At 63.3% G+C, this 26296-nt stretch carries 25 protein-coding genes and 1 other RNA gene; 15 read left to right on the top strand and 11 right to left on the bottom strand.

Features of this window, described 5'->3' with window-relative positions; all coding sequences use genetic code 11:
• Nucleotides 1–247: 247 nt before the first annotated feature.
• The 6 genes from J4E08_RS07915 to J4E08_RS07940 all read left to right on the top strand — a co-directional run bounded on the left by J4E08_RS07915 (nucleotide 248) and on the right by J4E08_RS07940 (nucleotide 6467).
• A complete protein-coding gene (locus J4E08_RS07915) occupies nucleotides 248–640 on the top strand; it encodes a cytidine deaminase (RefSeq protein WP_349538011.1) in 393 nt (130 codons plus the stop codon).
• Nucleotides 640–1929, top strand: a complete 1290-nt coding sequence (locus J4E08_RS07920) for a thymidine phosphorylase (protein WP_349538012.1) — start codon at nucleotides 640–642, stop codon at nucleotides 1927–1929. Before J4E08_RS07915 ends, J4E08_RS07920 begins: the two co-directional genes overlap by 1 nt.
• Nucleotides 1926–3137, top strand: a complete 1212-nt coding sequence (locus J4E08_RS07925) for a phosphopentomutase (RefSeq protein WP_349538013.1) — start codon at nucleotides 1926–1928, stop codon at nucleotides 3135–3137. The genes J4E08_RS07920 and J4E08_RS07925 overlap by 4 nt, the downstream gene beginning before the upstream one ends.
• 23 nt (nucleotides 3138–3160) lie before the next feature.
• Nucleotides 3161–4165: an adenosine deaminase gene (locus J4E08_RS07930; protein WP_349538477.1), complete on the top strand. Its 1005-nt coding sequence runs from the start codon at nucleotides 3161–3163 to the stop codon at nucleotides 4163–4165.
• The gene (upp, locus tag J4E08_RS07935) at nucleotides 4162–4794 is read left to right on the top strand and encodes a uracil phosphoribosyltransferase (protein ID WP_349538014.1); all 633 of its coding nucleotides are present in this window, start codon (nucleotides 4162–4164) and stop codon (nucleotides 4792–4794) included. Before J4E08_RS07930 ends, upp begins: the two co-directional genes overlap by 4 nt.
• A gap of 380 nt (nucleotides 4795–5174) precedes the next feature.
• Entirely contained in the window at nucleotides 5175–6467 is a 1293-nt protein-coding gene (locus tag J4E08_RS07940) for an SPOR domain-containing protein (protein ID WP_349538015.1), read from the top strand.
• A gap of 73 nt (nucleotides 6468–6540) precedes the next feature.
• Here the strand turns inward: J4E08_RS07940 and J4E08_RS07945 are convergent, their stop codons facing one another.
• The 3 genes from J4E08_RS07945 to J4E08_RS07955 all read right to left on the bottom strand — a co-directional run bounded on the left by J4E08_RS07945 (nucleotide 6541) and on the right by J4E08_RS07955 (nucleotide 9800).
• Complete coding sequence (locus tag J4E08_RS07945; RefSeq protein WP_349538016.1) at nucleotides 6541–7557, bottom strand: hypothetical protein; 1017 nt, start codon at nucleotides 7555–7557, stop codon at nucleotides 6541–6543.
• A gap of 120 nt (nucleotides 7558–7677) precedes the next feature.
• Nucleotides 7678–8085 (bottom strand): hypothetical protein, encoded by a 408-nt coding sequence (locus tag J4E08_RS07950; RefSeq protein ID WP_349538018.1) that lies wholly within the window; start codon nucleotides 8083–8085, stop codon nucleotides 7678–7680.
• Nucleotides 8086–8174: 89 nt separating this feature from the next.
• Complete coding sequence (locus J4E08_RS07955; protein ID WP_349538019.1) at nucleotides 8175–9800, bottom strand: AMP-binding protein; 1626 nt, start codon at nucleotides 9798–9800, stop codon at nucleotides 8175–8177.
• A 123-nt stretch (nucleotides 9801–9923) separates the two neighbouring features.
• Between J4E08_RS07955 and J4E08_RS07960 the strand changes: the two genes are divergently transcribed.
• Entirely contained in the window at nucleotides 9924–10571 is a 648-nt protein-coding gene (locus tag J4E08_RS07960; protein WP_349538020.1) for a sulfotransferase family 2 domain-containing protein, read from the top strand.
• A gap of 57 nt (nucleotides 10572–10628) precedes the next feature.
• On the opposite strand, the gene J4E08_RS07965 is transcribed toward J4E08_RS07960, so the two are convergent.
• Nucleotides 10629–11258: a ribonuclease T2 family protein gene (locus tag J4E08_RS07965; RefSeq protein WP_349538021.1), complete on the bottom strand. Its 630-nt coding sequence runs from the start codon at nucleotides 11256–11258 to the stop codon at nucleotides 10629–10631.
• Nucleotides 11259–11418: 160 nt separating this feature from the next.
• Here J4E08_RS07965 and J4E08_RS07970 point away from each other — a divergent pair, with 160 nt between their 5' ends.
• Nucleotides 11419–12174: a DUF1013 domain-containing protein gene (locus J4E08_RS07970; RefSeq protein WP_183963898.1), complete on the top strand. Its 756-nt coding sequence runs from the start codon at nucleotides 11419–11421 to the stop codon at nucleotides 12172–12174.
• Between the two features lie 81 nt (nucleotides 12175–12255).
• Here J4E08_RS07970 and recR read toward each other — a convergent pair whose 3' ends face one another.
• The 4 genes from recR to J4E08_RS07990 all read right to left on the bottom strand — a co-directional run bounded on the left by recR (nucleotide 12256) and on the right by J4E08_RS07990 (nucleotide 16582).
• Nucleotides 12256–12849, bottom strand: a complete 594-nt coding sequence (gene recR / locus J4E08_RS07975; RefSeq protein ID WP_183963896.1) for a recombination mediator RecR — start codon at nucleotides 12847–12849, stop codon at nucleotides 12256–12258.
• A 209-nt stretch (nucleotides 12850–13058) separates the two neighbouring features.
• Nucleotides 13059–13403: a YbaB/EbfC family nucleoid-associated protein gene (locus J4E08_RS07980; RefSeq protein WP_183963894.1), complete on the bottom strand. Its 345-nt coding sequence runs from the start codon at nucleotides 13401–13403 to the stop codon at nucleotides 13059–13061.
• Between the two features lie 46 nt (nucleotides 13404–13449).
• Nucleotides 13450–14661, bottom strand: coding sequence for a GAK system CofD-like protein (locus J4E08_RS07985; protein WP_349538022.1), 1212 nt, complete (start codon nucleotides 14659–14661; stop codon nucleotides 13450–13452).
• A gap of 163 nt (nucleotides 14662–14824) precedes the next feature.
• Nucleotides 14825–16582, bottom strand: coding sequence for a DNA polymerase III subunit gamma/tau (locus J4E08_RS07990; protein ID WP_349538023.1), 1758 nt, complete (start codon nucleotides 16580–16582; stop codon nucleotides 14825–14827).
• A gap of 112 nt (nucleotides 16583–16694) precedes the next feature.
• Between J4E08_RS07990 and ypfJ the strand changes: the two genes are divergently transcribed.
• Together ypfJ and J4E08_RS08000 are read left to right on the top strand one after the other, a co-directional pair.
• On the top strand, nucleotides 16695–17537 hold the full coding sequence (gene ypfJ, locus J4E08_RS07995) for a KPN_02809 family neutral zinc metallopeptidase (protein ID WP_349538024.1): 843 nt from the start codon (nucleotides 16695–16697) through the stop codon (nucleotides 17535–17537).
• An 83-nt stretch (nucleotides 17538–17620) separates the two neighbouring features.
• Nucleotides 17621–18181, top strand: a complete 561-nt coding sequence (locus J4E08_RS08000) for a protein-tyrosine phosphatase family protein (RefSeq protein WP_349538025.1) — start codon at nucleotides 17621–17623, stop codon at nucleotides 18179–18181.
• 62 nt (nucleotides 18182–18243) lie between these two features.
• Here J4E08_RS08000 and ffs read toward each other — a convergent pair.
• An RNA gene (gene ffs / locus J4E08_RS08005) (signal recognition particle sRNA small type) lies at nucleotides 18244–18343 on the bottom strand.
• Nucleotides 18344–18419: 76 nt separating this feature from the next.
• Here ffs and J4E08_RS08010 point away from each other — a divergent pair.
• Entirely contained in the window at nucleotides 18420–19520 is a 1101-nt protein-coding gene (locus J4E08_RS08010; RefSeq protein WP_349538026.1) for a THUMP domain-containing class I SAM-dependent RNA methyltransferase, read from the top strand.
• A 3-nt stretch (nucleotides 19521–19523) separates the two neighbouring features.
• Here J4E08_RS08010 and J4E08_RS08015 read toward each other — a convergent pair whose 3' ends face one another.
• Together J4E08_RS08015 and J4E08_RS08020 are read right to left on the bottom strand one after the other, a co-directional pair.
• Nucleotides 19524–20162, bottom strand: a complete 639-nt coding sequence (locus J4E08_RS08015) for an HAD family hydrolase (protein WP_349538027.1) — start codon at nucleotides 20160–20162, stop codon at nucleotides 19524–19526.
• Between the two features lie 171 nt (nucleotides 20163–20333).
• Nucleotides 20334–22310 carry a bifunctional 2',3'-cyclic-nucleotide 2'-phosphodiesterase/3'-nucleotidase gene (locus J4E08_RS08020; RefSeq protein WP_349538028.1) on the bottom strand — a complete coding sequence of 659 codons (1977 nt, stop codon included), beginning with the start codon at nucleotides 22308–22310 and terminating at the stop codon, nucleotides 20334–20336.
• Between the two features lie 159 nt (nucleotides 22311–22469).
• On the opposite strand from J4E08_RS08020, the gene nudC reads away from it, so the two are divergent.
• The 4 genes from nudC (at nucleotide 22470) to J4E08_RS08040 (ending at nucleotide 26222) form a co-directional block, all read left to right on the top strand.
• Nucleotides 22470–23414 (top strand): NAD(+) diphosphatase, encoded by a 945-nt coding sequence (gene nudC / locus J4E08_RS08025; RefSeq protein WP_349538029.1) that lies wholly within the window; start codon nucleotides 22470–22472, stop codon nucleotides 23412–23414.
• A gap of 80 nt (nucleotides 23415–23494) precedes the next feature.
• A complete protein-coding gene (locus J4E08_RS08030; protein WP_349538030.1) occupies nucleotides 23495–23965 on the top strand; it encodes an SRPBCC family protein in 471 nt (156 codons plus the stop codon).
• Between the two features lie 41 nt (nucleotides 23966–24006).
• Complete coding sequence (locus J4E08_RS08035; protein ID WP_349538031.1) at nucleotides 24007–24813, top strand: DUF4198 domain-containing protein; 807 nt, start codon at nucleotides 24007–24009, stop codon at nucleotides 24811–24813.
• Nucleotides 24810–26222 (top strand): FAD-binding oxidoreductase, encoded by a 1413-nt coding sequence (locus J4E08_RS08040; RefSeq protein ID WP_349538032.1) that lies wholly within the window; start codon nucleotides 24810–24812, stop codon nucleotides 26220–26222. Before J4E08_RS08035 ends, J4E08_RS08040 begins: the two co-directional genes overlap by 4 nt.
• Nucleotides 26223–26296: the final 74 nt, after the last annotated feature.

The raw sequence follows: 26296 nt of genomic DNA on the forward strand, positions 1-26296 counted from the left end.
CCATTATGCAAAACTCTTTTCCGCGGCGATAGCAGGTGGGGGGCTGCGTTGCCAAGGCTGTCTGTTGCTTATTGCGCTAACAGTATAAAACGGATTGATACCAATGCTACGAAACTCGTCCAGACATACCGTGGTGTGCCGGCGTCTCATGGACAAGCTTCTTTCCGCCCGCGCTGCCCCGAGGACGGGGTTGCAAATGCCTGACCGGCTTCGCATCCTGCCCGCATCTGAATTGACGGAGTCTTTTATGTCCCTGGCCGAAGCCGCGCGCGCCGTGCGTGAAAATGCCTATGTGCCCTACTCTCATTTCAAGGTCGGGGCGGCCCTACTGACCCCGTCCGGCACAACTTATGTCGGCTGCAACGTGGAAAACGTCGCCTACCCGGAGGGCACCTGCGCCGAGGCCGGGGCCATCGCCGCAATGGTCGCCGCTGGCGAGACAGAGATCGCAGAAGCCTACGTCATCGCCGACAGCCCAAATCCGGTGCCGCCCTGCGGCGGGTGCCGCCAAAAACTGATGGAATTCGCCAAGGCTGGAACCAGGATCACTCTGGCGACGGTGGATGGGACCGAACAGGTGACCACGGTGGGCGATCTGCTGCCGGGGGCCTTCACCAACGATCATATGGATCGCGCGTGATGGATGCCCGGTCGGTGATCGGCCAATTGCGTCGTGGCGAAGCCCCGTCGCCGCGTGATCTGGCATGGTTTGCTGCCGGTTTGGCGGACGGGCGTGTCAGCGATGCGCAGGCCGGAGCCTTCGCCATGGGCGTCTGCCTTCAGGGGCTAAGCGAGGCTGGCCGCGTAGCCCTGACGCTGGCCATGCGCGATTCAGGCCACGTGCTGGAGTGGGATCTCGACGGGCCTGTGGTGGATAAACACTCAACCGGTGGGGTCGGCGATTGTGTGTCGCTTGTGCTTGCCCCGATGCTGGCGGCTTGCGGCGTCTACGTGCCAATGATCTCTGGTCGGGGGCTGGGGCATACCGGTGGAACGCTTGACAAGCTTGAGGCCATTCCCGGCTATTCGGTCGCGCCGGATGAGGCCCGCCTGCGCCGCATCGTGAGCGATGTGGGCTGCGCCATTGTCAGCGCGTCTGGCGATATCGCCCCAGCGGACAAGCGGCTCTACGCCGTGCGCGACGTGTCTGCGACGGTCGAAAGCCTCGACCTTATCACGGCATCGATTCTGTCCAAGAAGCTCGCCGCCGGGCTGCAATCTCTTGTTCTGGACGTGAAATGTGGCTCCGGGGCATTCATGAAGACTGCGCAAGATGCACGCGCGCTGGCACAGGCTTTGGTGGGGACCGCAAATGCAGCAGGTTGCCCGACCACGGCGCTGATCACGGATATGGACCAGCCGCTTGTGCCCTCGCTTGGCAACGCGCTGGAAGTCGACCTGTGCATGGAGGTGCTGACCGGTGCGCGGTCCGGCCCCCTGCGTGACCTCAGCCTCTCGCTTGGCGCTGAGCTGCTGGCCACCGCAGGCATCGAGGATGGTATGGCCAAGCTGGAACAGGCGCTGGACAGCGGCGCCGCGGCGGAACGGTTCGGCAAGATGGTGTACGAGCTTGGCGGCCCGTTGGGTTTTGTCGAGGATTGGCAGCGCTTCCTGCCCGAGGCCCCAGTGATCCAAGAGGTCGCAGCGGTCGAAAGTGGCACGGTCAGCGCCATCGACGGGGAGGCACTTGGGCTGGTGGTGGTCGATCTTGGCGGTGGACGGCGGGTAGAGACCGACACGGTCGATCCGGCCGTCGGCGTGACCGAGATTGTGAGGGTCGGCGCGAAAGTTGAAAAAGGCCAGCCCCTGGCCCGTGTCCATGCCGCCCGCGAGGGGCAGGCTGACCGCGCCGCCGCCGCCGTACGCGCAGCCATAACCTACGGCGATGCGCCTTCGCCGCGCCCACTTGTGCTGGAGCGTGTAGCATGAGCCGCGCGTTCCTCGTGGTGATGGATTCTGTGGGCATCGGCGGCGCGCCGGACGCAGACAGCTATTTCAATGACACACGTCCCGACACCGGGGCCGACACGCTGGGCCATATCGTCGATGCCTGCGCGGCAGGGCAGGCCGAAGACGGGCGCAGCGGGCCGCTGCACCTGCCCAACCTGGCAAAGCTCGGCCTGTTCCACGCGGCCGATCTGGCCAGTGGCGCGCATCGGTCTGCCATGATCGCGGACCCGGTCAATGCCCGCTGGGGCGCGGCCACCGAGCAATCGAAGGGCAAGGACACCCCCTCGGGTCATTGGGAACTTGCCGGGCTGCCGGTGCCGTGGGACTGGCACTATTTTCCCGACACACAGCCCGCTTTCCCAGCCGATCTGATCGCCAAGGCCTGCGACATCGCCGGCGTCGATGGCACGCTGGCCAATTGTCACGGCTCCGGCACCGTCATGCTCGACCGCTTCGGTGCAGAGCATGTGCGCACAGGTCAGCCGATCTGCTACACCTCCGCCGACAGCGTCTTTCAGATCGCCGCGCATGAGGAACACTTCGGCCTGGACCGGCTGCTCGACCTGTGCGAACGCATCGCGCCAACACTGCACGCGATGAAGGTGGGGCGCGTCATCGCCCGCCCCTTCGTGGGCGAGGAGGGCAGCTACCAACGCACCGCCAACCGTCACGACTACGCGATCACTCCACCGGAACCGATCCTGACCAACTGGGTGCAGGACGCAGGCCGTGCCGTCCATGCCATCGGCAAGATCGGTGACATCTTCACCATGGAAGGCATCGATACGGTCGCCAAAGGTCCGGACGACGTTCTGATGGAACAGCTTTTCGCGGCTGTCGATACCATGGCGGACGGCTCGCTGACCTTTGCCAACTTCGTTGAATTTGATTCGCTCTATGGTCATCGTCGCAACGTGTCCGGCTACGCCCGCCATCTCGAATGGTTCGACGCGCAGATCGGACGCCTGCTGCCGCTGATGCGCGCGGGCGACCTGTTGCTCATCACCGCGGATCATGGCAACGACCCCACCTGGACAGGCACCGATCACACGCGCGAACGCGTGCCTGTGCTTGTGGCCGGGTGCGGCGCGGGCCAGATCGGGCAGGTGGGCTTTGCGGACGTCGCCGCCTCCATCGCGGCGCATTTGAACATACCGGCGCAAGGGCCGGGGAGGAGCTTTCTGTGACTGACCGTGATCCCAATGAACCCATGACCGAGGAAGAGCTGCATCACATCGTGCATCTCCCCAAGGTCGAGCTGCACACCCATTTCGAAGGTATGGCGCCGCCTGCCTTCATCCGGGGCCTGGCCAAGGAAAAGAAGGTCGATATCTCCAAGATCTTCCGGCCCGACGGCTCCTATGATTACCGCGATTTCTGGCACTTCCTCGAAGTTTACGAGGCCGCAACCTCTGTTCTGAAAAAACCGGAGGATTTTGCCCGCCTCTGCACCGCCGTGCTGGAGAAAAGCGCCGAAAACGACGTTGTCTATCAAGAGACCTTCATCAGCCCGGACTTCTGTGGCGGCGGCGACGTGGGCGCGTGGAAGGAATATCTTCACGCGATCGAGGATGCTGCCACTGCGGCAGAGCGGGATTTCGGCATCACCCTGCGTGGCATCGTCACTTGCATCCGTCACAACGGCCCGGATCAAGCCAGGGCCGCCGCGCGCTGCGCCGCCGAGACCGCCGGTGGGTTTATCACCGGCTTTGGCATGGGCGGGGACGAAAAGCAGGGCAAGCAACGTGATTTCGCCTGGGCCTTCGATTGCGCGCGCGAAGCGGGCTTGCAGCTGACCACCCACGCCGGCGAATGGAACGGCCCACAGGAGGTGCGCGACGCGGTCGAGGATCTCGGCGTGTCCCGGATCGGCCACGGCGTGAACGCCTACACCGACATCGCCCTGCTGGAGATGCTGGCAGAGCAGGACATTACGCTGGAGGTCTGCCCCGGCTCCAACGTCTTCCTCGGGGTGTTCCCCGCGTTGAAGGATCATCCGATCCAGAAACTGCGCGATCGCGGTGTGAACGTCACCATTTCGACCGATGATCCACCATTTTTCCATACGACCATGCGTCAGGAGTACGCGGCCCTTGCGAAGACCTTCGGCTGGGGCGAAGAGGTGTTCCGAGAATTGAACGCGACCGCCATCGGCGCGGCCTTCTGCGACAAGGCCACGCGCGAGGCGATCACCAAGCAACTGGAGCGCCCATGACAGAGCACCTCACCGTCGTCGATCACCCGCTGGTCCAACACAAGCTGTCCATCATGCGGGACAAGACCACCTCGACCGCCTCTTTCCGCCAGTTGCTGCGCGAGATAAGCCACCTTCTGGCCTACGAGGTCACTCGTGAACTGCCGATGACAGACGTGCGTATCGAGACGCCCATGTGCGAAATGAACGCCCCGATGATCGAGGGCAAGAAGCTGGCACTGGTTTCGATCCTGCGGGCGGGCAACGGTTTGCTGGATGGCATCCTGGAACTCATCCCGGCGGCGCGCGTGGGCTTTATCGGCCTCTATCGGGACGAGGAAACGCTGCAGCCTGTGGAATATTACAACAAGTTGCCGCAGCGCATGGAGGACCGCGTCACCATCGTCGTTGATCCCATGCTGGCCACCGGCAATTCCTCTGCGGCGGCTATCGACATGGTGAAAGCGGCTGGCGCAAAGGACATTCGCTTCCTGTGTTTGCTGGCTGCGCCCGAGGGCGTCGCGCGCATGAAAGAGGCGCATCCGGATGTGCCGGTCGTCACGGCTGCCTTGGACGAAAAGCTCAACGAGAAGGGCTACATCGTGCCCGGTCTGGGCGACGCGGGCGACCGTATGTTCGGCACCGCATAAACGCGAATTGTCAGGCAACCCATATAGAGGCCGGCGGCAGTTCCGCTGGCCTTTTCCGTTCGAGGTGGCGTCGGAACATATCTGGCCCGTTCCACGAGGGATTCGTTTTCGAGCCCGAGTCTGACCGAAAACGGAAGGCTGTCTCGCCTTCGGCACGCGGTTTGTGGAGCGTTTCGCACCAATTTATGCGGCTTGGAAATACACCGTTTCCATTAACCACCTTTACCTCACGCTCAAAATAAGGCGATTCTGGGGCGCGCGGATACCACCGCTTGATTCACCACAGGAGTCCAGTGGATTCTTGGCAAGGCCTGTATTTACAAAGCTTTACAGGTTAAAGCTGATACTGCATGGTGCAGGTCACATCTGTGGGGGCAGACATGACGATTACGAAAACGGCGCTATGCGCCACAATTTTGTCCTATTTCGCCGGCTTCGCACTTCCTGCCAATGCGCAGTCAGGCATGCCTGTGAACTTTCCGCCGGCCAGCTACGAAGGGCGGCAGTTTGTGGATAACTCGGGCTGCGCCTTTGTGCGGGCAGGCTATGATGGCAACGTCACCTGGGTGCCGCGTGTGACACGTGCTCGCAGCCAGGTCTGCAACCAGACACCGACCTTTGGCGGCCGCACAACGGTCACCGCTGCTGCACCTGCCGCGCCCGCACCGCGAGCCGCGCCGAAGCAGATCACGCTCGACACGCCGCCAGCTCCGGCCCCGTCACCCGTGGTCCGTACGTCCGCCACCAGCGCGCCACGCGTGGTGACAGCGCCGCGTCCTGCCCCGCAGGTGGTCAAGGCACCGGCCTCCAAACCCATCGCGGCGGAGCCGCCACGCGTGGTGCGCCGGGTTCCCGTGACCTCCGCGCCCGTGTCTGCGAAACATGTGCGTGTTCCAATGCAACAGGCCTGCGCCGCCGGACATACCTCTCGCGTGGTGAACGGTAAGCGCATAGCGATCCGGTGCGGTCCGCAGGCGACGCCCGCAGTCCCCGTTGTGCGCCGAGGCGAAGCACCCGCCGCGGGCAAAAACGTGTACCACAATCGCTCATCTTGGCAGGGTTCGTCCCTGTCCCCCGACACGCGCATCGTACCGCGCCATCTGTATGAAGAACGCCAGATCGCACAGACGGCGCACGTGCCTGTCGGCTACAAGCCCGCGTGGGAGGACGACCGGTTGAACCCCTATCGCGCTGTGCAGACCGTGCAGGGGTACCGCGACACACAAAAAGCATGGACGAACCAGGTGCCGCGTCGCTTGATCACCCGCGCTAATCCGACCCAGCCATTCCCAAAGAACCTCTGGACCGCGAAGTACCGTCACACTGTCAAAGATCCTGCAATTGCCTACCGCGGCACCGATCCCTATCCGCCGACCGATGTCCGCGTCAGCTACGCCAACCAAGCAGAGCATCGCACTGCGGTCCTGTCCACAAAAGGCAGCGATAACGCCAAAAGCTACGTGGAAATCGGTGTGTTCTCGAGTGCGGAAAAGGCGCAGGCCGCAGTGAGCCGGCTTGCCTCTGCCGGTCTGGCCGTGCGGGCGGCGAGAGTGTCGCACAACGGCCAAACCATGCAGCGTCTGCGGGTCGGGCCGTTTGCAGATGCAGCGTCCGCGCAGGCCGGGTTGTCTGCGGTGCACAGCACGGGCTACGCGCAGGCCTACATCCGCTAAGCGGCTGACATTTTCATGACAAAGCCTCGCATCATCCGGTGCGGGGCTTTTTGCATATACGAAGCTCTCTCGATCAGCCGCCGCAAATGCCTTGCAACCGCACCCAATCAGCGTCTGACAGCACGGTGCGGGAGCCTTCGTCGCGGCGCGGGTCGGCCTCGATCAGTGGCAAGGTGCGTTCCCCGGTGACATCCACCGCGTAGGCAAAGGGTGTCGACCGCAACTCCGCCTTGGCGAAGGCTGGCAACAGCGTTTCCGGTGCCGGGTAGCTCGGCGTTTCGGTCATGATGTCTTCGGCATAATCGGCAAGGGCACTGTCCGGCAGCGCGCCGGTGGTCAGCAACCGCAAGGAGGCGATCAGGCCTGCGTCATACAGCAAGTCGCCCAAGGGATCGGAGGCATCGGCCCGGACGGCCTCCACCAGTGCAAATCCGGCTGCGACGTCGGGGTCTTCGTAATCCTCAAGCACCCTGCTGTTGAGCACAATGATCCGTCCCGGCAGGTGCACGCTTGTGAAACTGCCGCTGGGCAGGATCACGACACTGCCAGACGGCTGCACCCGTTCGGAAAGCCGCCGCAACGGTTCCCGCGCATCCGGTGTCGAGCAGGCCTGCCCGGTAAGATGTGTGATGTGTTCCAGCAGCCGCGTACCGATTTCGGCCCGTTTGACAGTGGGCACGACATTTGTCGCGTAACGCGCCAGCGCATCGGGCAGCCAAAAGACGCTCAGCGCGCCCACGATGGCAATCATTGATCCGGACAACAAAAAGCGCAGCTTGCCAGGACGCGGGCGGCGGCGGTCGATGACCTTCAGCAGGCGGTCCAGGCCGCCGATCATCTCCTGCTCGCCAGCGCCGAGTTCAAGCGTCTCTTCAGGGGCGGTGTCAGGGTGGTATATGGCAGGAATTTGACTTCCATTGGCGCGCATCACGGCCCCCAGCGACCAATGCGCCAACACGTCGCCGCGGATCGAGGTCATGGTCAGCGTGGCATCCCCGAGGGACACGATCACTTCTCGCCGCTGCGACTCCGCATCGGGGCGCCAGAGACCGGTGGCCTCCAGCCGTGTAAACTGTGTCAGTGCGGTCATGCGGGCGTGCTGCTCTGCCTCTGGATCAGGCTGCACGATAGCACGCGGGCGCGACGGGGCGCAATCTGATGCCGTCAGGGAGCGGGCGAGATCAGACTCACGCCCCCACGGTTGATCGGATTATTGGAACCGGTCCGGCATCTCGATTGGAGCAAGGATCAGCGCCTTGCGGCCATCAGTGTACCATGCCTGCGCGCGCCCGTCGTCCAACGGCGAGAGGGTAAAGCAGTTTTCCGAATTCTCGCGGAAGTTCAGGTAACGGGTGCAGTAGGTGTTACCCTCGATCCGGTAGCTGCCTGGCTCGTCAGCCGACCCTTCGACGGCCATCCACAAGGTGGAGGTGCCATCGGCGTGGTACACGACAGAGGCGACCTTTTCGCCGCTTTCGGGGTTGATGCCCTCATAGGTCTTGCCGGTGACGAAAGCGGTGATCGTCTCGGCATCCATCATGTCTTCTGCCAAGGCAAGGGAGGCCGACAGCGAGAGTATGGCGGCGGCGCCCAGGGCGGTTGCGAAAAGGCGTTTCATGCAAATAACTCCGGATTGAATCAAGATCTGTTCCTAAACTTTAGAGAGTGGGCGCGCGCCTGTCCAAAGCGTTTTCAGACCGGGGCTTGTCACATGTTACGTGCGATAGTGCGCAGCTCGAATTTCTGGATCTTCCCGGTCGAGGTCTTGGGCAACTCCTGAAACACCACCGTCTTGGGACATTTGAAGCCCGCCAGGCGGTGCCGTGTGTGGGCAATCAACTCCTCCGCCGTGGCGGTGTGGTTGTCTTTCAACTCGACAAAGGCACAGGGAACTTCGCCCCATGTCTCGTCCGGCTTTGCCACCACGGCGCATAGCAGCACGGCGTCATGGCTCATCAGCGTGCTTTCCACCTCGACGGACGAAATATTCTCTCCACCAGAGATGATGATGTCCTTCGCGCGGTCGGCGATCTTCAGGTAGTTGTCCGGGTACATCACCGCGATATCGCCAGAGTGAAAGACGCCGCCTTCGAATGCCTCGCGCGTGGCGCGCGGGTTCTTCAGGTAGCCCTTCATGACGCCATTGCCTTTGAACACGATCTCACCGCGCGCCTCGCCATCGCGCAGGATCGGTTTGCCGTCGTCATCCAGAATTTCCATCGGCTCGATAAAGGGCATGGCAACCCCTTGGCGGGACTTCAGCGCAGCGCGTTCTTCGCCCACGGTGTGATCCCACTGCGATTGCCATGTGCATTCGGTGGCAGGGCCGTAGGTTTCCGTCAGCCCGTAAACATGCGTGATGTTGAACCCAAGCGGCTCGATCGCGGCGAGGGTCGCCGGGGCAGGGGGCGCGCCGGCGGTAAAGACCTCGACCGTATGGTCAAAGCTGCGCTTTTGGTCGGCGGGGGCATTGATAAGCGTGTTCAGCACGATGGGCGCACCGCCGAAATGGGTCACGCCCTCGTCTGCAATGGCATTGAAAATCGCGTCGGCGCGAATGTCGCGGCAGCACACGACCGTCCCTCCCACGGCAGGCATCATCCAAGTGTGGCACCAGCCGTTGCAGTGGAACAGGGGAACGATGGTCAGATAGATCGGGTGCAGCGTGATCCGCCACGACAGCACCTGCCCCATGGCGTTCAGATGTGCGCCTCGGTGGTGGTACACGACGCCCTTGGGCCGCCCCGTGGTGCCGGAGGTGTAATTGAGCGCGATGCTCTCCCATTCGTCTTCCGGCATGATCCATTTGAAATCCAGATCGCCCGTGGCCAGAAACGCCTCGTACTCGGTGTAATGCCCACCTGAATGCACTCCGGCGTGGTCGTCAGCGACTTCGATGATCATGGGGGCATCGCTTTCCATGATCTCCAGCGCGGTGGCGAGAGTTGGCACGAACTGCGGATCGCACAAAACGACCTTCGCCTCTCCGTGGTCGAGGATATAGGCGATGGTATCCGCGTCGAGCCGCGTGTTGATGGTGTTGAGCACCGCGCCACAGGCCGGCACGCCGAAATGCGCCTCTGCCTGTGCGGGGATGTTCGGCAGGATGGTCGCCACCACGTCGCCAGGGGCCACGCCCGCCTTGTGCAGCGCCGAGGCCAGCCGCGTCACGCGGGTCGTGTAGTCGACATAACTGCGCCGGATGGGGCCGTAGACCACTGCGGTGTGATCCGGCCAGATCTGCACCGCGCGTTGCAGGAAGGACAACGGCGTCAGCGGTACGAAATTCGCCGCGTTGCGTTCCAGTCCGGTTTCGTCTTTCATCCAGCCCATGTTTGCCTCCCACTTTGTCACGTAAGATTATTGCGTCACTTGGGCGGCAGTTGAAAGAGCCGATCTCGCGCTGTGACATCAGGTTGCGCTGGGCGCAATGACTTCGCCCCATGGGAGGCACCAATGATCATCTCGCCGGGCCGGGGCTACATCTTCGTCCACATTCCAAAGACCGGGGGCACGTCTCTTGCAGCGGCATTGGAGGCGCGGGCCATGGCGGATGACATTCTGATTGGCGACACCGAAAAGGCCGTTAAGCGTCGCGGGCGCGTCAGAAAGCTGCAACACCGCGCGGCGGGGCGGCTTTGGAAACACGCGACCTTGCGCGATATTTCCGGGGTTCTCCCCGAGGCGGACCTTAACAGGCTGTTCGTTTTCTGTGTCGTGCGCAACCCTTGGGACCGCATGGTAAGCTATTACCATTGGCTGCGGGCCCAGAGTTTTGCGCACCCGCAGGTGCGCCTGGCTCAGTCCGAAACATTTACGGGCTTTGTGACCCATCCCGACACGGCACGGGTCATCGTGCGCAACCCGTACGAAAGCTACACCGAAGATGTGTCAGGCCAGCGCTGCGGTCTGTTTTTGCGTCTGGAGCATCTGGACGAGGATCTGGACAAGTTGGCGCAGCATATCGGTTTCCGCCCAGACGTCGCACATCTGAATGCCTCGGATCGGGGCCCCCGCTATCAGGACTATTATGACGCGCAGACACAGGAGGTTGTGGCCCATATCTGCGCTCAGGAAGTGGCCCGCTTCGGATACAGGTTTTGAGGTGATGCGCGCGTTCCAGGACGCGCGTGTTTGCCACACTCAAGACTGATATCGCAGTCAGCGGATGGGCATGAACATGGCGTCCTTCATGGTGCAGTCCTTGATCGCATCGCGTCCGCAGGGCACCGGCTCCAGATCTTTGGACAGGCAGACACGCACCTCCTGGATGTAGCGGTCGCGACAGGTGACCGTGACCATATCTGCCTCAAGGCTTGGATTGGCTTCCATAAACGCATCTTCGACCACGGATGCGGGCAGGGTCACGGCGTCGTCCAGCTTGCGAAAGATCTCCGGCCGGGTGACGCTGCCATACGCTTCACGGGAGAGATCGTAATACTGACTGGCAGAAAGCCCCGTGCAAACGCCATGCTTTTTCCACTGGTGCCAGGCCAGACCACCCGTGCCCATGATGTCGGCCATCTCCGAGGTCTGCGCCCGCGACGGTGCGCGTTCAACCGTCGGGCAGTAGCTCGGCCAGCCACGATGATACTGCGGCCACAACCCATGCAAGACCCAACCGTGATCCTCGTCACATTGCGGTGAATTGCGCGCATCTCCCTCCAGCGCGCACCAGTTGGGCGACCACGACAGAGCCATGACAAAATAATCGAATTTTCCGGCCTTTTCGCCGTCAGCCAAGGCAGGCAGAGGCAAGCAGAGAAGGGCAGCGAGGCACAGACGGCGCATTTTTCCGTTTCCTTTTGACTTTGTCGGCACTATATACACCGCGAGTTTCCCGACAACGGTAACCCGCCCCGGAGTTGATCCGAGGCATCCCGAGGCCCCGAAAGGCGGTTTTGGGGGGCGGAGTAGATTTGGCCGTTTGTCCGTGCATAGGAGAATTGATATGTCCAAGCTGCTGCATCCGAAGGCAACCGCCGTTTGGTTGGTGGACAACACCACGCTGACCTTCAAGCAGATCGCCGATTTCAGCGGCTTTCACGAGCTGGAGATCCAGGGCATCGCCGATGGCGACGTGGCCGTTGGCGTGAAGGGGTTTGACCCGGTCGCCAACAACCAGCTGGTGCAGGAAGAGATCGACAAGGCGGAAAAGGATTCCTTCTACAAGATGAAGGTCAAATTCAACGCGGCCGCCGTCGACGAAGACAAGCGTCGCGGCCCGCGCTACACGCCTTTGTCAAAGCGTCAGGACCGTCCGAACTCGATCCTTTGGCTGGTGAAGTTCCACCCTGAGCTGGCGGACAGCCAGATCGCCAAGCTGGTGGGCACCACGAAGCCGACCATTCAGACGATCCGCGAGCGCACGCACTGGAACATCCAGAACATGCAACCGATCGACCCCGTTGCGCTGGGCCTGTGCAAGCAGTCCGAGCTGGACGCCGCCGTTGCCAAAGCGTCGAAAGACCTCGGCAAGGTCATGACCGATGACGAGCGCCGCAAGCTGGTATCCACCGAGCAGAGCCTTGAGATGGACAGCTCCGAACAGCGCCTGCCGTCGAACATGGAAGGTCTGGAAAGCTTCTCTCTCTCCGATCCGCGCGATGACGACGACGAGGACAAGAAGGACAACGCCGACTATTCGGACGCGGACAGCTTCTTCAACTTGCCGGGTGACGACAAGGACGAAGACGAGCAGCCATGAGGCGATTGCGGCTGACAATTTGAATTGCGGCTGACAATTTCAAGGGCGATCCTGGGGGTCGCCCTTTTGCATGTTGTGGACTTACAATCGTTTACGCGCGTTCAGGGCGGCGGTGATGGTGCCGTCGTCGAGGTAATCCAGCTCGCCACCAATCGGCACACCTTGTGCCAGAGACGTCAATTCCACGCGGCCCTCAAGCTGGTCGGCGATGTAATGCGCCGTGGTCTGGCCGTCGATTGTGGCGTTGAGCGCAAGGATGACTTCGGTTACGCGTTCGGTGGACAGGCGGTCCTTGAGCCGCGGGATGCGCAGCTCCTCCGGGCCGATGCCGTCCAGCGCGGACAGCGTTCCGCCCAGCACGTGATAGCGGCCGCGAAACACGCCGCTGCGCTCCATCGCCCATAGGTCGGCCACGTCTTCGACCACGCAAAGAATGCCGTTCTGCCGGCTGTCGTTGGTGCAGATCGGACATATGTCGGCGCTGGCCACATTGCCGCAGTTCAGGCATTCCCGTGCGGTTGCGGCGACCTCTGCCATGGCCTCGGCCAGTGGATGCAAGAGCTGACCGCGCTTGCGGATCAGGTACAGCACCGCGCGCCGGGCGGAGCGCGGGCCAAGACCGGGCAGGCGCGCCATCAGGTCGATCAACTTGTCGATGGGGTTGGGGTCTTTCACGCGGCACAGCCTCGGTTCACTTGGACGGTCATGGAGCGACCGTATGGTCGCCGCAACGCGTCCTCAGTCGTGGGGAAAATCTTATCCGCGATGTATCGCGATTGGCGTGTTTTGCCATGGCGCACGCCAGTCTGTCGCACCTGCCACAAAGGAGCGCATGACGCGGTGGAGAGAGGCGCAAGACGGTCCCGCTCGCGCCTCCTGTCGGATCAGAACGGCAGCTTCATGTCTGCGGGCAGGCCCATCTCCTCGGAGAGCTTGCGCATTTCCTCTTCGGCTTTGACCTGTGCCTTGGCCTGCGCGTCCTTGACCGCGGCAAGGATCAGGTCTTCGGCCACTTCCTTTTCCGAGGGGACAAAGATCGAGGGGTCGATATCCAACCCGGTCAGCTCGCCCTTTGCAGTGGCCGTCGCCTTGACCAGACCCGCGCCGCTTTCGCCGGTCACTGTCATCGCCTTCAGGTCGTCCTGAAGCTGGGTGACCTTGCCCTGCATTTCCTTGGCAGACTGCATCATCTTGGCCATGTCGCCGAGGTTTCCGAGGCCCTTGAACATCCGTGTCTCTCCTGTGCCGGGCCGGGGTGGCCCTGTTGGGCGCAGTTTATCGCAGGTGCGGCGCTGTGGGGCAAGAGGAAGGCGCGGCCATGCGGCTCAGCAGGGCGGTGATCCGCGCGGGGTCGTAGCGGGTTGATGTCGGATCCGCCAACTGCAGGAGCAGGCAGGGGATCTGGTGGCGGCGAGAGACCTCGTCGCAATCGTCAAGCGGTTGCCGTTGGTCGCAGATCACATGGCTCAGGAACGCAGTGGCAGGCAGCGGGCCCGCGTCCTGTCGCAAGGGGGACAGCAGGGCGTCCACACGGTCGGCCAGAGTGTGACCAAGGGCCTCCGGGTCGTGGCCGAGCGCGGGCAGGTAGACCTTTGGCACTGCGCTGGCGGCGATGGCGCGGCCTGTGCCTGATGGCAGCAAGCTCGCCACCAGAGAGGTGTACAGGCTGCCGGGCGCAAAGCAGATCAGCTCTGCTTTGGCGATCAGGTCTTGGTTCACGGCCCCAAGCGGGGCTGCGCTGGCAGGCAGTTGCGATGTGCCGTCCGACAGGAACAGCCGGGTGATGGGGCTGTCGAGCGGCGCGACCTCCTTGCCGGTCAGCAGCCGTTGAGAATGCAGCACACGCCCGTCGCGCAGTTCGGCGCCAATATGAAGGTTGGCATCGCTGACCGCGCGCAGGGTGCCGCGCACCTGTAACACGCGGCTGAGGCGGGCCAGAACAGTGGTCAAGGGGCCGCCTTGCGCCAACCAGCCTCCCGCGATCACGAGATTGCCAATGCTGGCATTGGAGAAGTCGAACCCCGGCGGCAGGTGGCGCAGGGCAGTGTCCAGGTCGGTTGCCAGGATCTGGCGCGTGGGGCCGGGAATGGCGCGCAGCAAAGGATGAGACAGGCGACGCAGCTGGGCAATCTCTGCGCCGGAGACATCGGTTTTCGGCAGGCGATGCGCCATGAAGTCCGCCGCCGGGCCGGGTTCGGCCAGGGTCACCAGACGGCTGCGCAGGTCGCCAACGGCGGGGATGTCCAGGGCATCGCGCAATAGCTGGGAGCTGCCTCCGCCGTCAAAGGGCGTTACCATGTGCACGGAATTTCTGGTGATACTCGGCAGGTGCTGCGAGATGTCGCGCAATGCGCTGCCACCGGAAAAGAACAAAAGGCCCGGGCCATTTTCAGGAGGGCAGTCATCCAGAGGGCTGAGGGACTCCGACGGCTGTGCGCCGGGGGTGACATTGTTTGAAAACGCGCGGTGCACCTGCTCCAATGGCATGACCCTGTCCGCTCCTGTTCTCGATCCGGCTCCTGTCAGAGCTTTGTTATTTGAAGAGTGTACGCAGCGACAGGGCAGTTGTCATTCAGTACAGCTTCGGGGCGCATGAAACCGCCGATTCATGCTGCATTCGCCCGTTTGGTGGGCCTGAATGACCACGGGGTCAATCGTCGTCGAAGGGGTCCCATTCGTCTTCGACCTCGGCCAGCGCGTCCTCTTGAGCTTCGGCTTCCGCCTCCGCCTGGGTTCGGATGCTGGTGATCTTGGCCTTGGGAAAGGCGGCCAGAGCGGCCTGCACCAGCGGGTGCTGGCTTGCCTCGTGTTTCAGCGCGCGGTCAGCGGCCTCTCGGACCTCTACCACGGTTTGGGTATCGCAATCGTTAACCACCGTGACCGCCCAGCGGCTGCCGGTCCAGCGTTGCAGGGCTGTTCCCAGCTTGGAGGCCAGTGCCGGGTCGGCGTTATTGGTCGGCGTGAATTCGATCCGGCCGGGTTGATAGGCGGCAAGGCGCACGCAGCCCTCGACCTCCACCAGCAGTTTCACGTCGCGGTGGGTGCGGATCAGGTCGAGCACGTGATCAAAGGTCGGATACTGCGCCAGGGCTTGTTCGCGCGCCACGGCCACGGCGGTCTGCGCACCAGAGGCGGATGGACCAGACGGGCCGGGATGCGTCGGGGCAGGGCCGCCGTAGGCCTGCGTGCTGCCTTGATGATGCTGTCCGCCGCCACCCCCGCCGGGGCCGGAGGGCATGGGCGGCTGCGGCGTGTCTTGCAGCTTCTTGATCAGCTCTTCGGGCGTGGGCAGGTCGGACACATGTGTCAGACGGATGATCGCCATTTCGGCTGCCATGATGGCGGAGGGCGCATTGGACACCTCCTCGATCGCCTTCAGCAGCATCTGCCACGCCCGGCCCAGCGACCGCTGGCCAAGCCCATCGGCAAAGGCCTGCCCGCGCGCGCGCTCGTCGGGCGATATCGTCGGATCCTCAGCGGCCTCGGGCGTGATCTTGACCACGGAAATCCAATGCGCCAGCTCTGCGAGATCGCGCAATACGGCAAGCGGGTCGGCCCCGTCGGAATACTGCGCCGCCAGTTCGTTCAGCGCGCCTGCGGCATCGCCCCGCATGATGCGCTCGAACAGGTCCATGGTCCGGCCCCGGTCCGCAAGGCCCAGCATGGCGCGCACCTGATCGGCAGTGGTTTCGCCTGCGCCGTGGGAAATCGCCTGATCCAGCAACGAGGTCGCATCCCGCGCGGACCCTTCGGCGGCGCGGGTGACGAGGGCCAGAGCCTCGTCGGTGATCTCCGCCTGCTCGGCCTTGGCGATTTTTTGCAGCAGAGTCAGCATGATCTCCGGCTCGATGCGGCGCAGATCAAAGCGTTGGCAGCGCGACAGAACCGTGACCGGCACCTGCCGGATTTCCGTCGTGGCAAAGATGAATTTCACATGCGCGGGCGGCTCTTCGAGCGTTTTCAACAAGGCGTTGAAGGCGCTTTTCGACAGCATGTGAACTTCGTCGATGATGTAGATCTTGTAGCGGGCCGAGGCCGCCCGATAGTGCACCGAATCGATGATCTCGCGGATGTCACCAACGCCGGTGCGCGAGGCGGCGTCCATCTCCATCACGTCGACGTGGCGGCCTTCCATGATGGCAACGCAATGTTCGCACTGGCCGCAAGGCTCTGTGGTCGGGGTGCCGTTGCCGTCCGGGCCGATGCAGTTCATGCCCTTGGCGATGATCCGCGCGGTTGTCGTCTTACCCGTGCCGCGGATGCCCGTCATGATAAAGGCCTGCGCGATACGATCTGCCGCAAAGGCATTTTTCAGCGTGCGCACCATGGCCTCCTGCCCGACGAGGTCGGCAAAGGTCTCGGGACGGTACTTGCGGGCGAGCACCTGATAGGCGGGCTGATCGGACATGCGGATTCCTTCTGGGTCGGCGCCAAGCTATGATCCGGCGCGCAGGATCGCAAGAGCCGCAGGGAACCGGGCGCGCGTCCCGGGGTTGGGGATCAAACAGGGAGAATGCATCATGCGGTTGAGAGGCGTCCGGTCGAGCCGGAATGTAGAGGATCGGCGGGGGCGCGGCGGCGGCGGCGCTGCGGTTGGCGGGCTTGGGATTGGCGGTGTGTTGATTGTGTTGGCCATCGGCTATTTCACCGGAATCGACGTGACGCCTTTGCTGGGAGGGGGCGGCGCGCCACAGCAACAGCAGACGCGCGAGTTGACGCAATCCGAGGTGCAGGCCGGCGAATTCAGCGGTCAGGTTCTGGCCACGACCGAACAGGTCTGGACCGAGATCTTCCCCGACGCCTTTGGTGAGCCTTACGAACCGCCCGTTCTGGTGTTGTTTTCCGGCGTGACGCAGTCGCCCTGCGGCGGGGCGTCCGGCGCGACAGGTCCGTTCTACTGCCCGGTCGACGAGAAAGCCTATCTGGACACCGAATTCTTTGCCTTCATGCGATCTGAACTGGGCGCAGGGGGTGACTTTGCGCAGGCCTATGTGATCGCCCATGAGGTCGCACACCACGTGCAAAACGAATTGGGTATTTTGCCTCAGGTGAACGCCGCGCGGCAGCAAACCTCCGAGCGTGAGGCCAATGCGCTGACCGTGCGGCTGGAGTTGCAGGCGGATTGTCTGTCGGGTGTCTGGGCGCAATCTGTCAGCGGCCTGCTGGAGCCGGGAGATATCGACGAAGCGCTGAATGCCGCGCAACGCATTGGCGACGATTACCTCGCGCGCCGCGCGGGGCGGGTGCCAAACCCCCACAGCTACACCCATGGGACATCAGAGCAGCGGCAAACGTGGTTTTCCAAGGGCTACCAATCCGGCGATCCGGCAGCCTGCGACACCTTCGGCGCGGAGAGCCTATGATGCGGGCGGTGCGAATCGCTGTGCAAGTTCGGCGGTGCGTGTAGGCTGTCCTCGCAAATCGTTTCCAGCGGATCGGAGGGCACATGTCATCGAACAGCAGTCAGATCGCGCGCGAGAACGGCGAGGCTGTCGTCATGCACGCGTTGCCTGTAAGCGGCGGGATTGTCGTGTTCTCATCCCTGCCGGGCACCGGGGGCGACTACCACGGCGACCTTGACCACCTTGCCAGTTGGCGGCCCGCCCTTGTGATCTGCATTGCGACGCCGGCAGAGCTGGTCGCTGCCGGGTCACATGGCCTGTCCCAGGATGTGCAGGACAAGGGCAGCCGCTGGGTGCATCTGGATGTGTCGAACGACGACGATCCCGCCACGACCCTGCGCACGACCTGGCCGCAGGTCTCCGCGCAGGCGCGACGGGCGCTGCTGGGTGGGGGACGGGTCATGCTGCATGCGCCAGATGGCAGCGGCCTGTGCAGTATGGTGCTTTTGCGGCTGATGATCGAAGCGGGCGACGCCCCGGATGAGGCGCAAGACCGTTTGCGCTCGTTTTTTCCCCAAACAATTGCTGATTCGCGGCAATTGGACTGGGCTCTTCAGGCAGATCGGGGTGCGGTGCCCTTCGTGCGCCACGGAGGTCGAGCCTGATCGGGGCCGGCACTGCATTCGCCTTGAAAACGCAAAAGCCCCGGCGCGAGGACCGGGGCTTTCTGGGTGAGAGATTGCAACGACCCAAGCGGGAATCGTTACGGCTGCTTCCTTCCGGACCTGACCGAGTTGGCGAAGCGCCTGCCCGCACAACCTCTCGACGGGGTATTTAGGGCCTGTGGCGACCGATTGCAAGGGGCGGGCTGGACGCGACCGTGGGATCGGCTATGAGCAGGGGATGGATACCCCATTCGAGATCTTTCTGAGCGCCCCACCGGGGTTGGAACCGCTGTTGCTGCAAGAGGTGACAGAGGCTGGATTCGCTGCGCCCGAAGTCGCCCAAGGCGGCGTGACGTTTCAAGGGGACTGGCCCGAGATATGGCGCGCCAACCTCACACTGCGCGGAGCCTCCCGCGTGTTGGTGCGCTTCGCCCAATTTCGCGCGTTTCACCTCGCGCAGTTGGACAAACGTGCCACAAAGCTCGACTGGGGCGCGGTGCTGCCCGCCGGTGCCGAATGTCGTGTCGACGTGACCTGCCGCAACTCCAAGATCTACCATGACAGGGCTGCGCGCGCGCGTGTGGCCGGCGCCATCGAATCCTTCGGCGGCAAGGTCTCCCCCGAAGGCAGCCTGCGCATCATGGTGCGGATCGAGGATGACCTCGTGACGTTTTCCATGGACACCTCCGGTGAGCTTCTGCACCGTCGCGGCTACAAGGAAGCGACAGGTAAAGCGCCGTTGCGGGAAACCCTGGCTGCGTTGTTCCTGCGACAGGCGGGATATGCCGGAGATGTGCCGGTGGTCGATCCCATGTGCGGCTCCGGCACGTTTGTGATCGAAGCGGCGCGCTGGGCGGCTGGCATGGCGCCGGGGGCTGAGCGCAGCTTTGGCTTCGAGGCGCTGCCAAGCTTTGACGCAGACGCCTTTGCTGCCATGAAAGCCGAGGCAGCCACCCGTCGCGACACCGACCTGCGGTTCTATGGCTCCGACCGCGACGATGGCGCGATCAGAGGGGCTGAGGCAAATGCCGCGCGCGGCCATGTCGCTGACCTGTGCCAGTTCACCCGTGCGGCGGTCAGTGATCTGTCACGGCCCGAGGGCCGACCCGGCCTCGTCATGGTCAACCCGCCCTATGGCGCACGGATTGGCAACCGCAAGCTGCTCTTTGGCCTTTACGGCGCGTTTGGCGCGGTGCTCCAGGAGCGGTTCCATGGCTGGCGGCTGGGCATGGTCACCTCAGATGGCGGGCTGGCAAAGGCAACGGGGCTGAAACTGACCGCAGGCCCGCCAGTGGCCTTTGGCGGCCTCACCGTCAAACTATACCAGGCACAGCTTTAACGCTCAGTGCAGTCCAGCCGCGCGCGCACCCTCCATCAATGTGGCGGCTGTGTGGTGCGCGTGCCCATCTTCCACTTCGGCCATATCCGGGACCACGACCACCGTCATGCCAGCCGCCCGCGCGGCCCGCGCGCCCGGCGTGCTATCTTCGAACGCCAAACAGCGCGTGGCCGCGACCCCCAATCGGGCGGCGGCGGTGAGGTACGGCTCTGGGTGCGGTTTCGCATGTGTGACGCAATCGCGAGTGATCAGCGTCGCAATACGCGGGGCCAGACCCGAGGCCCCCAGCTTATGCACCGCGCTTTCGTGGTGCGAGGAGGTGGCCACTGCAAACGGCGTCCCGCGCGCCTCCAGCCGATCCAGCAGGTCCAAAGCGGTCGGTTTGACCGGCACACCGTCCGAAACCAGATCGTCATGGGCGTCCCGCCATGCGAGGTGGAAGCCAGGCATGTTCTGTGCGCCGAATTGCGCCGCAAGCTTGGCTTCTGCGACAATGCTGTCGCCCCCGATCAGCGAATGAAAAAACGCGGCGGTCCATGGCAGATCCAATCGCTGCGCCGCGATTTCCCCCGCACGCATGGCCAGCGCCTCGGTGTCCAGCAGCGTGCCATCCAGATCAAAGATCACGGCGTCATAGGGCATTGTAGGTCCTCACATGTGTAGCATGCGAAGACCTAAGCCGTTTCAAACCGAACAACCAGCCACCTGGGGTCGGGATGCGAGCCCTTGTGGCTCTTTGCTTCGAAAAAGACTTCGGGTGCGCGGGGGCTGGCCCCCGCACGGGTCGCCGGGCCACGGACCCGGCAACATAGATCAGAGGTTGATGCGGAAAAGCGCAAAGCCATCGGCGCCGTCGCCCGCGTCCTCGATATCTGCGGCCTTCAGGTCTTGCAGGTAGTCCCGCGCTTTTGGACCGGTTTCAAAAACGACGGTGGTGCCGTCCATCGGCGCAAAGGACCAATTGGCATCTGCCGCAGGGCTGACCGTGCCTTGTTCCACGATGTAGCGCACGATGACATCGCGGTTGGTGTCCGGCCCTTCGAACACGATGCTGTCGCCCTTGGCTCCGGGAAAGCTGCCGCCGCCGGAGGCGCGGTAGTTGTTGGTCGCCACGATGAATTCCTGCGCCGGGTCGATGGGTGTGCCGTTGTATTGCAGATTCACGATCCGCGCGGCGTCCGGGTGTATCACTTCGCCTTCGCGGTCAAATTTGGACGGTTGCGACAGGTCGATCTGGTAGGTCACGCCATCCATCACATCGAAGTTGTAGGATGGAAAGTCCGGGTTCAGCAGCGGCGCATCGGTCGCGCCTGCCTCCACCTGATTGAACATGCCGGCAGAGCGTTCCAGCCAGTCCTTTACCTCGGCGCCGGTGACCTTCACCGCGCGTACGGTGTTGGGGTACAGGTACAGGTCCGACACGTTCTTGATTGCGACGTCGCCTTTGCCCACGTCGGTGTAATACTCTGGCCCGCCACGCCCGCCTGCCTTGAACGGGGCCGCCGCCGACAGGATCGGCAGCGCGGCGTACTCCGTGCCCGCCAGCATCTGCGAAATGTACCAGGTCTGTGCATTGCTCACGATCTGCACCGACGGGTCATCGGCCACCAGGGCAAAGTAGCTGTAGAGCGGCGCATCGGTCTTGCCCACTGCCCGGCGAATATACTCAAGCGTCGCTTCGTGGTCGGCGCGGGTGGCGTCGAGCACGGCTGGGTCGTCCTCGACCAGCGCGGTGACGGAGCGGTCCTCTCCGCGCTGTGAGATCGGCCGCGCCTCGGTCGTTGACGACACCACGCGCCAGGCATTGCCGTCGCGTTCCAGCAGCAGATCGATCAGCCCAAGGTGAGAGCCCCAGAAACCGCCCATCACAGCGGGTTTGCCGTGGATCAATCCGCTTTCGGCATCGACGGCGGCGAAGTCCGCATAGGTGGGGGAGGGGAAGACAAGGTGCGAATGCCCCGTCACGAGCGCGTCGATCCCGTCAACGGCGGCCAGCGGCACGGAGGCATTTTCCATTCCCTCCTCGGCATTCGCCGACCCGATGCCGGAGTGGGACAGCGCGATGATGATCTCTGCCCCTTCCTCGCGCATCTGCGGGACGTAGGCCTCGGCGGTCTGGACGATGTCGCGGGCGGTGACGTTGCCGGTGAGGTGCTTGGCGTCCCACTGCATGACCTGCGGCGGGGTGAACCCGATCAGACCGACCTTTATCGGATGGGTGTTGCCCGCGCCATCCGTCAGTTGGCGATCCAGGATCACGTAGGGTTTGAACAGGGTCTCGTCCTTGGTGGGATCGCTGCCCTCGCTCTTGGCGATGTTGGCAAGAACGATGGGGAAGTCCGCGCCGGCAATGGTCTTTTCCAGAAACGGAATGCCATAGTTGAATTCATGGTTGCCAATGGTGGCGGCGTCATAGCCCACGGTATTCATCGCTTTGATGATCGGGTGAAGGTCGCCCTCTTTCATGCCCCGTTCGTAGGCCATGTAATCGCCCATCGGGTTGCCCTGAAGGAAATCGCCATTGTCCACCAGCAGTGTGTTGGTAGCCTCTGCGCGGATGCCGTCGATGATGGACGCCGTGCGGGACAGGCCTACGGTGTCCACTTCCTTGTCGGCATAATAGTCGTAAGGCCAGACGTGGACGTGGATGTCCGTGGTTTCCATGATCCGAAGGTGCACCTGATTGGTGGCAGCCCGCGCGGAATAGGGGTGCAATGTAATGAGGGCCGCGCCCGCAGTGGTTCCGGCAAGGAATTGGCGGCGGCTGAGAGTGAGGTGTCGGTCGGTCATGGAATCGCCCCTGTCATATTTGGTCCGGACAGATTGCATGATTTCCACACGTATTTGTGACAAATCCGGGCATGCCCTCGCGGAAACGCGGAAGTCCGCGTGGAGATTGCATTTTTGTAAGGCGGTGGGCACAACGGGCGAGGTAAACGGGGGGTGACCATGCGACATGCGGAAACGGTGACATTCGGCGGCGGTGCGCTGGATCGGGCGGCAGAGATCCGCGGCGATGCGCAGGCTTTGTCCGCCCCCGGAGAAGCGGTCGTGCTGTGGCGGGGCAAGCCGTTGGTCGCAGGCGAAGACGCGCGGCTTTTGCGTCTGCCGATGGATCACCCGATGCTTGACGATGTTGTGCGTCCGCCGGTTTTGTTGGGCCGCGAAGACCGGCTTGTCTGGGCGGCGGATGTGTCGACGTGGGAGCCGGAAGAGGTCGACGCCGCCGCGCTGGGGGCCTTCACGGACCCCACCGAGCAGGTGCATCCCGCTTGCCCGGAGGGGCGGTTTGCCGAGCTGCGCCGTATCATGACGCGGCTTACCCCGCGCGAGGCAGAGCTGGCGGCCACGGCCCGGGCCATCCACGGCTGGCACGCAAGCCACGGGTTCTGTGCCCGCTGCGGAACGGCCTCTGAGGTGTCTCAGGCCGGGTGGCAACGCAGCTGCGCCGCCTGCGGGGCCTCGCATTTTCCGCGCACCGATCCGGTGGTCATCATGTTGATCACGCACGGCAATCGCTGCTTGCTGGGGCGCTCCCCCGGATGGCCGGAGGGGATGTATTCCTGCCTTGCGGGCTTTGTCGAGCCGGGCGAAACCATCGAGGCCGCCGTGCGCCGCGAAGTCTACGAGGAGGCAGGCATTCGCGTCGGTCCTGTGCGCTACCTTGCCAGCCAGCCCTGGCCCTTTCCCTCGTCGCTGATGTTCGGCTGCCACGGGGAGGCCACCAGCGAAAAGATCACGCTTGACCCGGCAGAGATCGAGGACGCCCTCTGGCTGACCCGTGAGGAGGTCGCCGATGCCACGGCCGGTCTGCGCGATGACATTTTGCCTGCCCGCAAGGGGGCCATCGCGCATTTCCTGCTTCGCAACTGGCTGGCGGATCGTTTGGATTGACGGATCGGGCGCGGTATGGTCCTTAACGTGATGGTATTTAAACAATTTGACGCGTTTTGCGCACCCATTGAGGCCGAGCCATGCAACTGACTGCCAAAGAAGACATCGACGCCCCCATGGATAAGGTCTTCGCGGCCCTGTCGGACTTTGAAACAGTCGAACGTCAGGCCTTGCGCCGGGGCGCGGATGTGCAGCGCACCTCCGGTCCCGCAACCGGGCCGGCCGAGGGCATGTCGTGGCGCGCGGGCTTTAGCTTTCGTGGGAAAAAGCGTCAGGCCGATATCGTGCTGTCTGAGTATCAACCGCCGGAACGGATGGTGTTCGATTCCGCCAGTGGCGGTCTGAACGTGCAGATGGTGCTGGACGTGATGGCCTTGTCCCGGACGCGCACAAGGATAGGTGTCACAGTGGACCTGGCACCAACGACCCTGTCCGCCCGTCTTTTGGTGCAATCGCTGAAGCTGGCCAAGGGCGGAGTGGAAAGCAAGTTCCGCGAACGAATGAAGAGCCTGGCCAAGGATCTGGAGCGCAGGCTTCAGACCGGGGTTTGACAGGTCAAAAGAGGCCCTGACCGGGCTGGGGAGGAGTTTTCATGCGCCAGATGATTTGGGGCTGTGCCGCTGTGATGTCGGTGCTGTGCTCGGCTTCGGCCAGCGCTCATGAATTTTGGATTGAACCGGAGGCCTACCAGGTCGCGCCCGACGCGCCGCTGGTGGCGCAGCTCAAGGTGGGGGACAAGCTGGAGGGATCGTCTTTCAGCTATGTGCCGCCGAACTTTCGCCGCTTTGACGTGATCGTTGACGGCGAGGTGATCGAGGTCGATGGCCGCGCCGGCGACAAGCCCGCGCTGAACATGGTGCTGGACCGCGAAGGGCTGGCCACGGTGGTGCATGTGACCCGCGACTACGCGCTGACCTACAAGGACCGCGCGACGTTCGAGCGGTTTTGCGACCACAAGGATATTAAATGGGCCTGCGTTGCCCATGACACGCGGGGGCTTGATCCCGATGTGATCCGCGAGCGCTACACCCGCTATGCCAAGAGCCTGATGGCGCTGGGCGATGGCGCGGGGAGCGACCTGGAGGTCGGTCTCGTGACCGAGATCGTGGCAGAGGCTAACCCCTACACCGACGATGTGTCTGACGGTTTTCCGGTGCGCGTTCTGCACAACGGGGCGCCGCGCAAGAACACGCAGGTTGAACTGTTCGAAAAGGCGCCTGATGGCACTGTGGACATTCGGTATTACCGCACCGATGACACGGGTCGCGCCGTGGTCGAGGTCCATCCTGGCCACGCCTACCTCGTGGACGCGGTAGAGATGCTGGAGATTCCGGTGGAAAACGACGGACCTGCCTGGGAAAGCCGCTGGGCCTCTTTGACATTTGCGGTGCCGCAATGAGCGCGGTGTTGCTGGATGATCTGCGCGCAGCTCTGGGTGTGCACTATGTGCTGACCGGGGTGGATATGGCCCCCTGGTCGCGGGATTGGGTCGGCCAGTACAGCTGGACCCCGCTGGCCGTGGCGCGTCCTGCCTCGACCGCCGAAGTGTCCGAGGTCATGCGCCTGGCCCATGCGGCGCGGATGCCGGTTGTGCCTGTCACCGGCCATACCGGGCTGTCTGGCGGCACAAAGGCCGAAGGCGCGCTGATGCTGTCGCTGGACCGGCTCGACCAGATCGAAGAGATCCGTCCCGATGCGCGTCTTGCCCGCGTCGGCGCTGGTGTCATCCTGTCCAACCTGCATGACGCGGTGGCGGAGCATGGCCTGACGTTCCCCATGACGTTCGGCGCAAAAGGCTCGGCCCGGCTGGGCGGCATGCTGGCCACGAACGCAGGCGGCTCGAACGTCCTGCGCTATGGCAATACGCGCGATCTGGTGCTGGGGCTCGAAGCGGTTCTGGCCGATGGGCGCGTGGTCGATCTGATGAGCGAGCTGCACAAGAACAACACCGGTTACGACCTGCGACACCTGCTGATCGGCTCCGAAGGGACGCTGGGCATCATCACCCGTGCGGTGGTGAAGCTGGTGGCAACCCCGGGCGCTTTTGCCACGGCGATGGTGGCGACACCGACGCTGGACGATGCGCTGATCCTGCTTAACCGGCTGCAAGAGATGACCGGCGGCGCGGTCGAAGCCTTTGAATACATGCCGCGCGCCTATATTGAAACTTATACCAAAATGCATCCCGAAGCGCGTGAGCCGTTCGACACGGGTCATGATGTGAACATCCTCGTGGAACTGGGGGCGACCGCGCCACGGGACACGACACCCGGGCCGGATGGCGCCGTTCCGCTGTCCTCATATCTTGAGGAGGTGCTCGGCGGGCTGTTCGAGGATGGCCTTGTCACTGACGCCGTTGTCGCCGGATCAGAAGCGCAACGTCAGGCCTTCTGGTCCATGCGCGAAGCGGCGGCCGAGGTCTCCCTGTCGCAAACCCCGCTGGTGTTGAATGATGTGGCCGTGCCGCTGGACAAGGTCGGCACCTTCCTCAAGATGGCAGCAGAGGCCATCGCGGTTGTCGATGGGCAGGCCCGCGACATGACCGTGGCGCACCTTGGCGACGGGAACATCCACTACGTTGTCTGGATCTCGGACGCTGCGCATAAGGACCCGGTCATGGAGGCGGTCGAAGACGTCGTTCTGTCTTTGGGCGGCAGTTTCTCCGCCGAGCACGGCATCGGGATATCGAAACTTCCCAGCATGTCCCGCCGCAAGAATGGCGTTGCCCTGGACATGATGCGCGCGATCAAACAGGCGCTCGATCCTCATGGGATTCTCAACCCGGACAAAACCGTCCCATCCGTCTGAGGCGGGTGGTTCCTTCGCGGTGGGGAAGAGCTTTTATGCGCTCTTGCAGGCAACCCCGGCCGACACCCACCTCT

The sequence above is a fragment of the Sagittula sp. NFXS13 genome, from assembly GCF_040148795.1.
Taxonomy (GTDB): Bacteria; Pseudomonadota; Alphaproteobacteria; order Rhodobacterales; family Rhodobacteraceae; genus Sagittula; species Sagittula marina.

Bases quoted from the DNA above. Each gene is read 5' to 3' on its own strand.
- J4E08_RS08010 (WP_349538026.1), top strand. From the start codon at position 18,420: ATGGATACCCCATTCGAGATCTTTCTGAGCGCCCCACCGGGGTTGGAA.
- J4E08_RS07950 (WP_349538018.1), bottom strand. From the start codon at position 8,085: ATGAAACGCCTTTTCGCAACCGCCCTGGGCGCCGCCGCCATACTCTCG.
- J4E08_RS07960 (WP_349538020.1), top strand. From the start codon at position 9,924: ATGATCATCTCGCCGGGCCGGGGCTACATCTTCGTCCACATTCCAAAG.
- J4E08_RS07970 (WP_183963898.1), top strand. From the start codon at position 11,419: ATGTCCAAGCTGCTGCATCCGAAGGCAACCGCCGTTTGGTTGGTGGAC.
- J4E08_RS08040 (WP_349538032.1), top strand. From the start codon at position 24,810: ATGAGCGCGGTGTTGCTGGATGATCTGCGCGCAGCTCTGGGTGTGCAC.
- J4E08_RS07930 (WP_349538477.1), top strand. From the start codon at position 3,161: ATGACCGAGGAAGAGCTGCATCACATCGTGCATCTCCCCAAGGTCGAG.
- J4E08_RS08015 (WP_349538027.1), bottom strand. From the start codon at position 20,162: ATGCCCTATGACGCCGTGATCTTTGATCTGGATGGCACGCTGCTGGAC.
- J4E08_RS07965 (WP_349538021.1), bottom strand. From the start codon at position 11,258: ATGCGCCGTCTGTGCCTCGCTGCCCTTCTCTGCTTGCCTCTGCCTGCC.
- J4E08_RS07925 (WP_349538013.1), top strand. From the start codon at position 1,926: ATGAGCCGCGCGTTCCTCGTGGTGATGGATTCTGTGGGCATCGGCGGC.
- J4E08_RS08000 (WP_349538025.1), top strand. From the start codon at position 17,621: ATGTCATCGAACAGCAGTCAGATCGCGCGCGAGAACGGCGAGGCTGTC.
- J4E08_RS07920 (WP_349538012.1), top strand. From the start codon at position 640: ATGGATGCCCGGTCGGTGATCGGCCAATTGCGTCGTGGCGAAGCCCCG.
- upp (WP_349538014.1), top strand. From the start codon at position 4,162: ATGACAGAGCACCTCACCGTCGTCGATCACCCGCTGGTCCAACACAAG.
- ypfJ (WP_349538024.1), top strand. From the start codon at position 16,695: ATGCGGTTGAGAGGCGTCCGGTCGAGCCGGAATGTAGAGGATCGGCGG.
- J4E08_RS07985 (WP_349538022.1), bottom strand. From the start codon at position 14,661: ATGCCATTGGAGCAGGTGCACCGCGCGTTTTCAAACAATGTCACCCCC.
- J4E08_RS07990 (WP_349538023.1), bottom strand. From the start codon at position 16,582: ATGTCCGATCAGCCCGCCTATCAGGTGCTCGCCCGCAAGTACCGTCCC.
- J4E08_RS07955 (WP_349538019.1), bottom strand. From the start codon at position 9,800: ATGGGCTGGATGAAAGACGAAACCGGACTGGAACGCAACGCGGCGAAT.
- J4E08_RS08035 (WP_349538031.1), top strand. From the start codon at position 24,007: ATGCGCCAGATGATTTGGGGCTGTGCCGCTGTGATGTCGGTGCTGTGC.
- J4E08_RS08020 (WP_349538028.1), bottom strand. From the start codon at position 22,310: ATGACCGACCGACACCTCACTCTCAGCCGCCGCCAATTCCTTGCCGGA.
- nudC (WP_349538029.1), top strand. From the start codon at position 22,470: ATGCGACATGCGGAAACGGTGACATTCGGCGGCGGTGCGCTGGATCGG.
- J4E08_RS07945 (WP_349538016.1), bottom strand. From the start codon at position 7,557: ATGACCGCACTGACACAGTTTACACGGCTGGAGGCCACCGGTCTCTGG.
- J4E08_RS07940 (WP_349538015.1), top strand. From the start codon at position 5,175: ATGACGATTACGAAAACGGCGCTATGCGCCACAATTTTGTCCTATTTC.
- J4E08_RS08030 (WP_349538030.1), top strand. From the start codon at position 23,495: ATGCAACTGACTGCCAAAGAAGACATCGACGCCCCCATGGATAAGGTC.
- J4E08_RS07915 (WP_349538011.1), top strand. From the start codon at position 248: ATGTCCCTGGCCGAAGCCGCGCGCGCCGTGCGTGAAAATGCCTATGTG.
- J4E08_RS07980 (WP_183963894.1), bottom strand. From the start codon at position 13,403: ATGTTCAAGGGCCTCGGAAACCTCGGCGACATGGCCAAGATGATGCAG.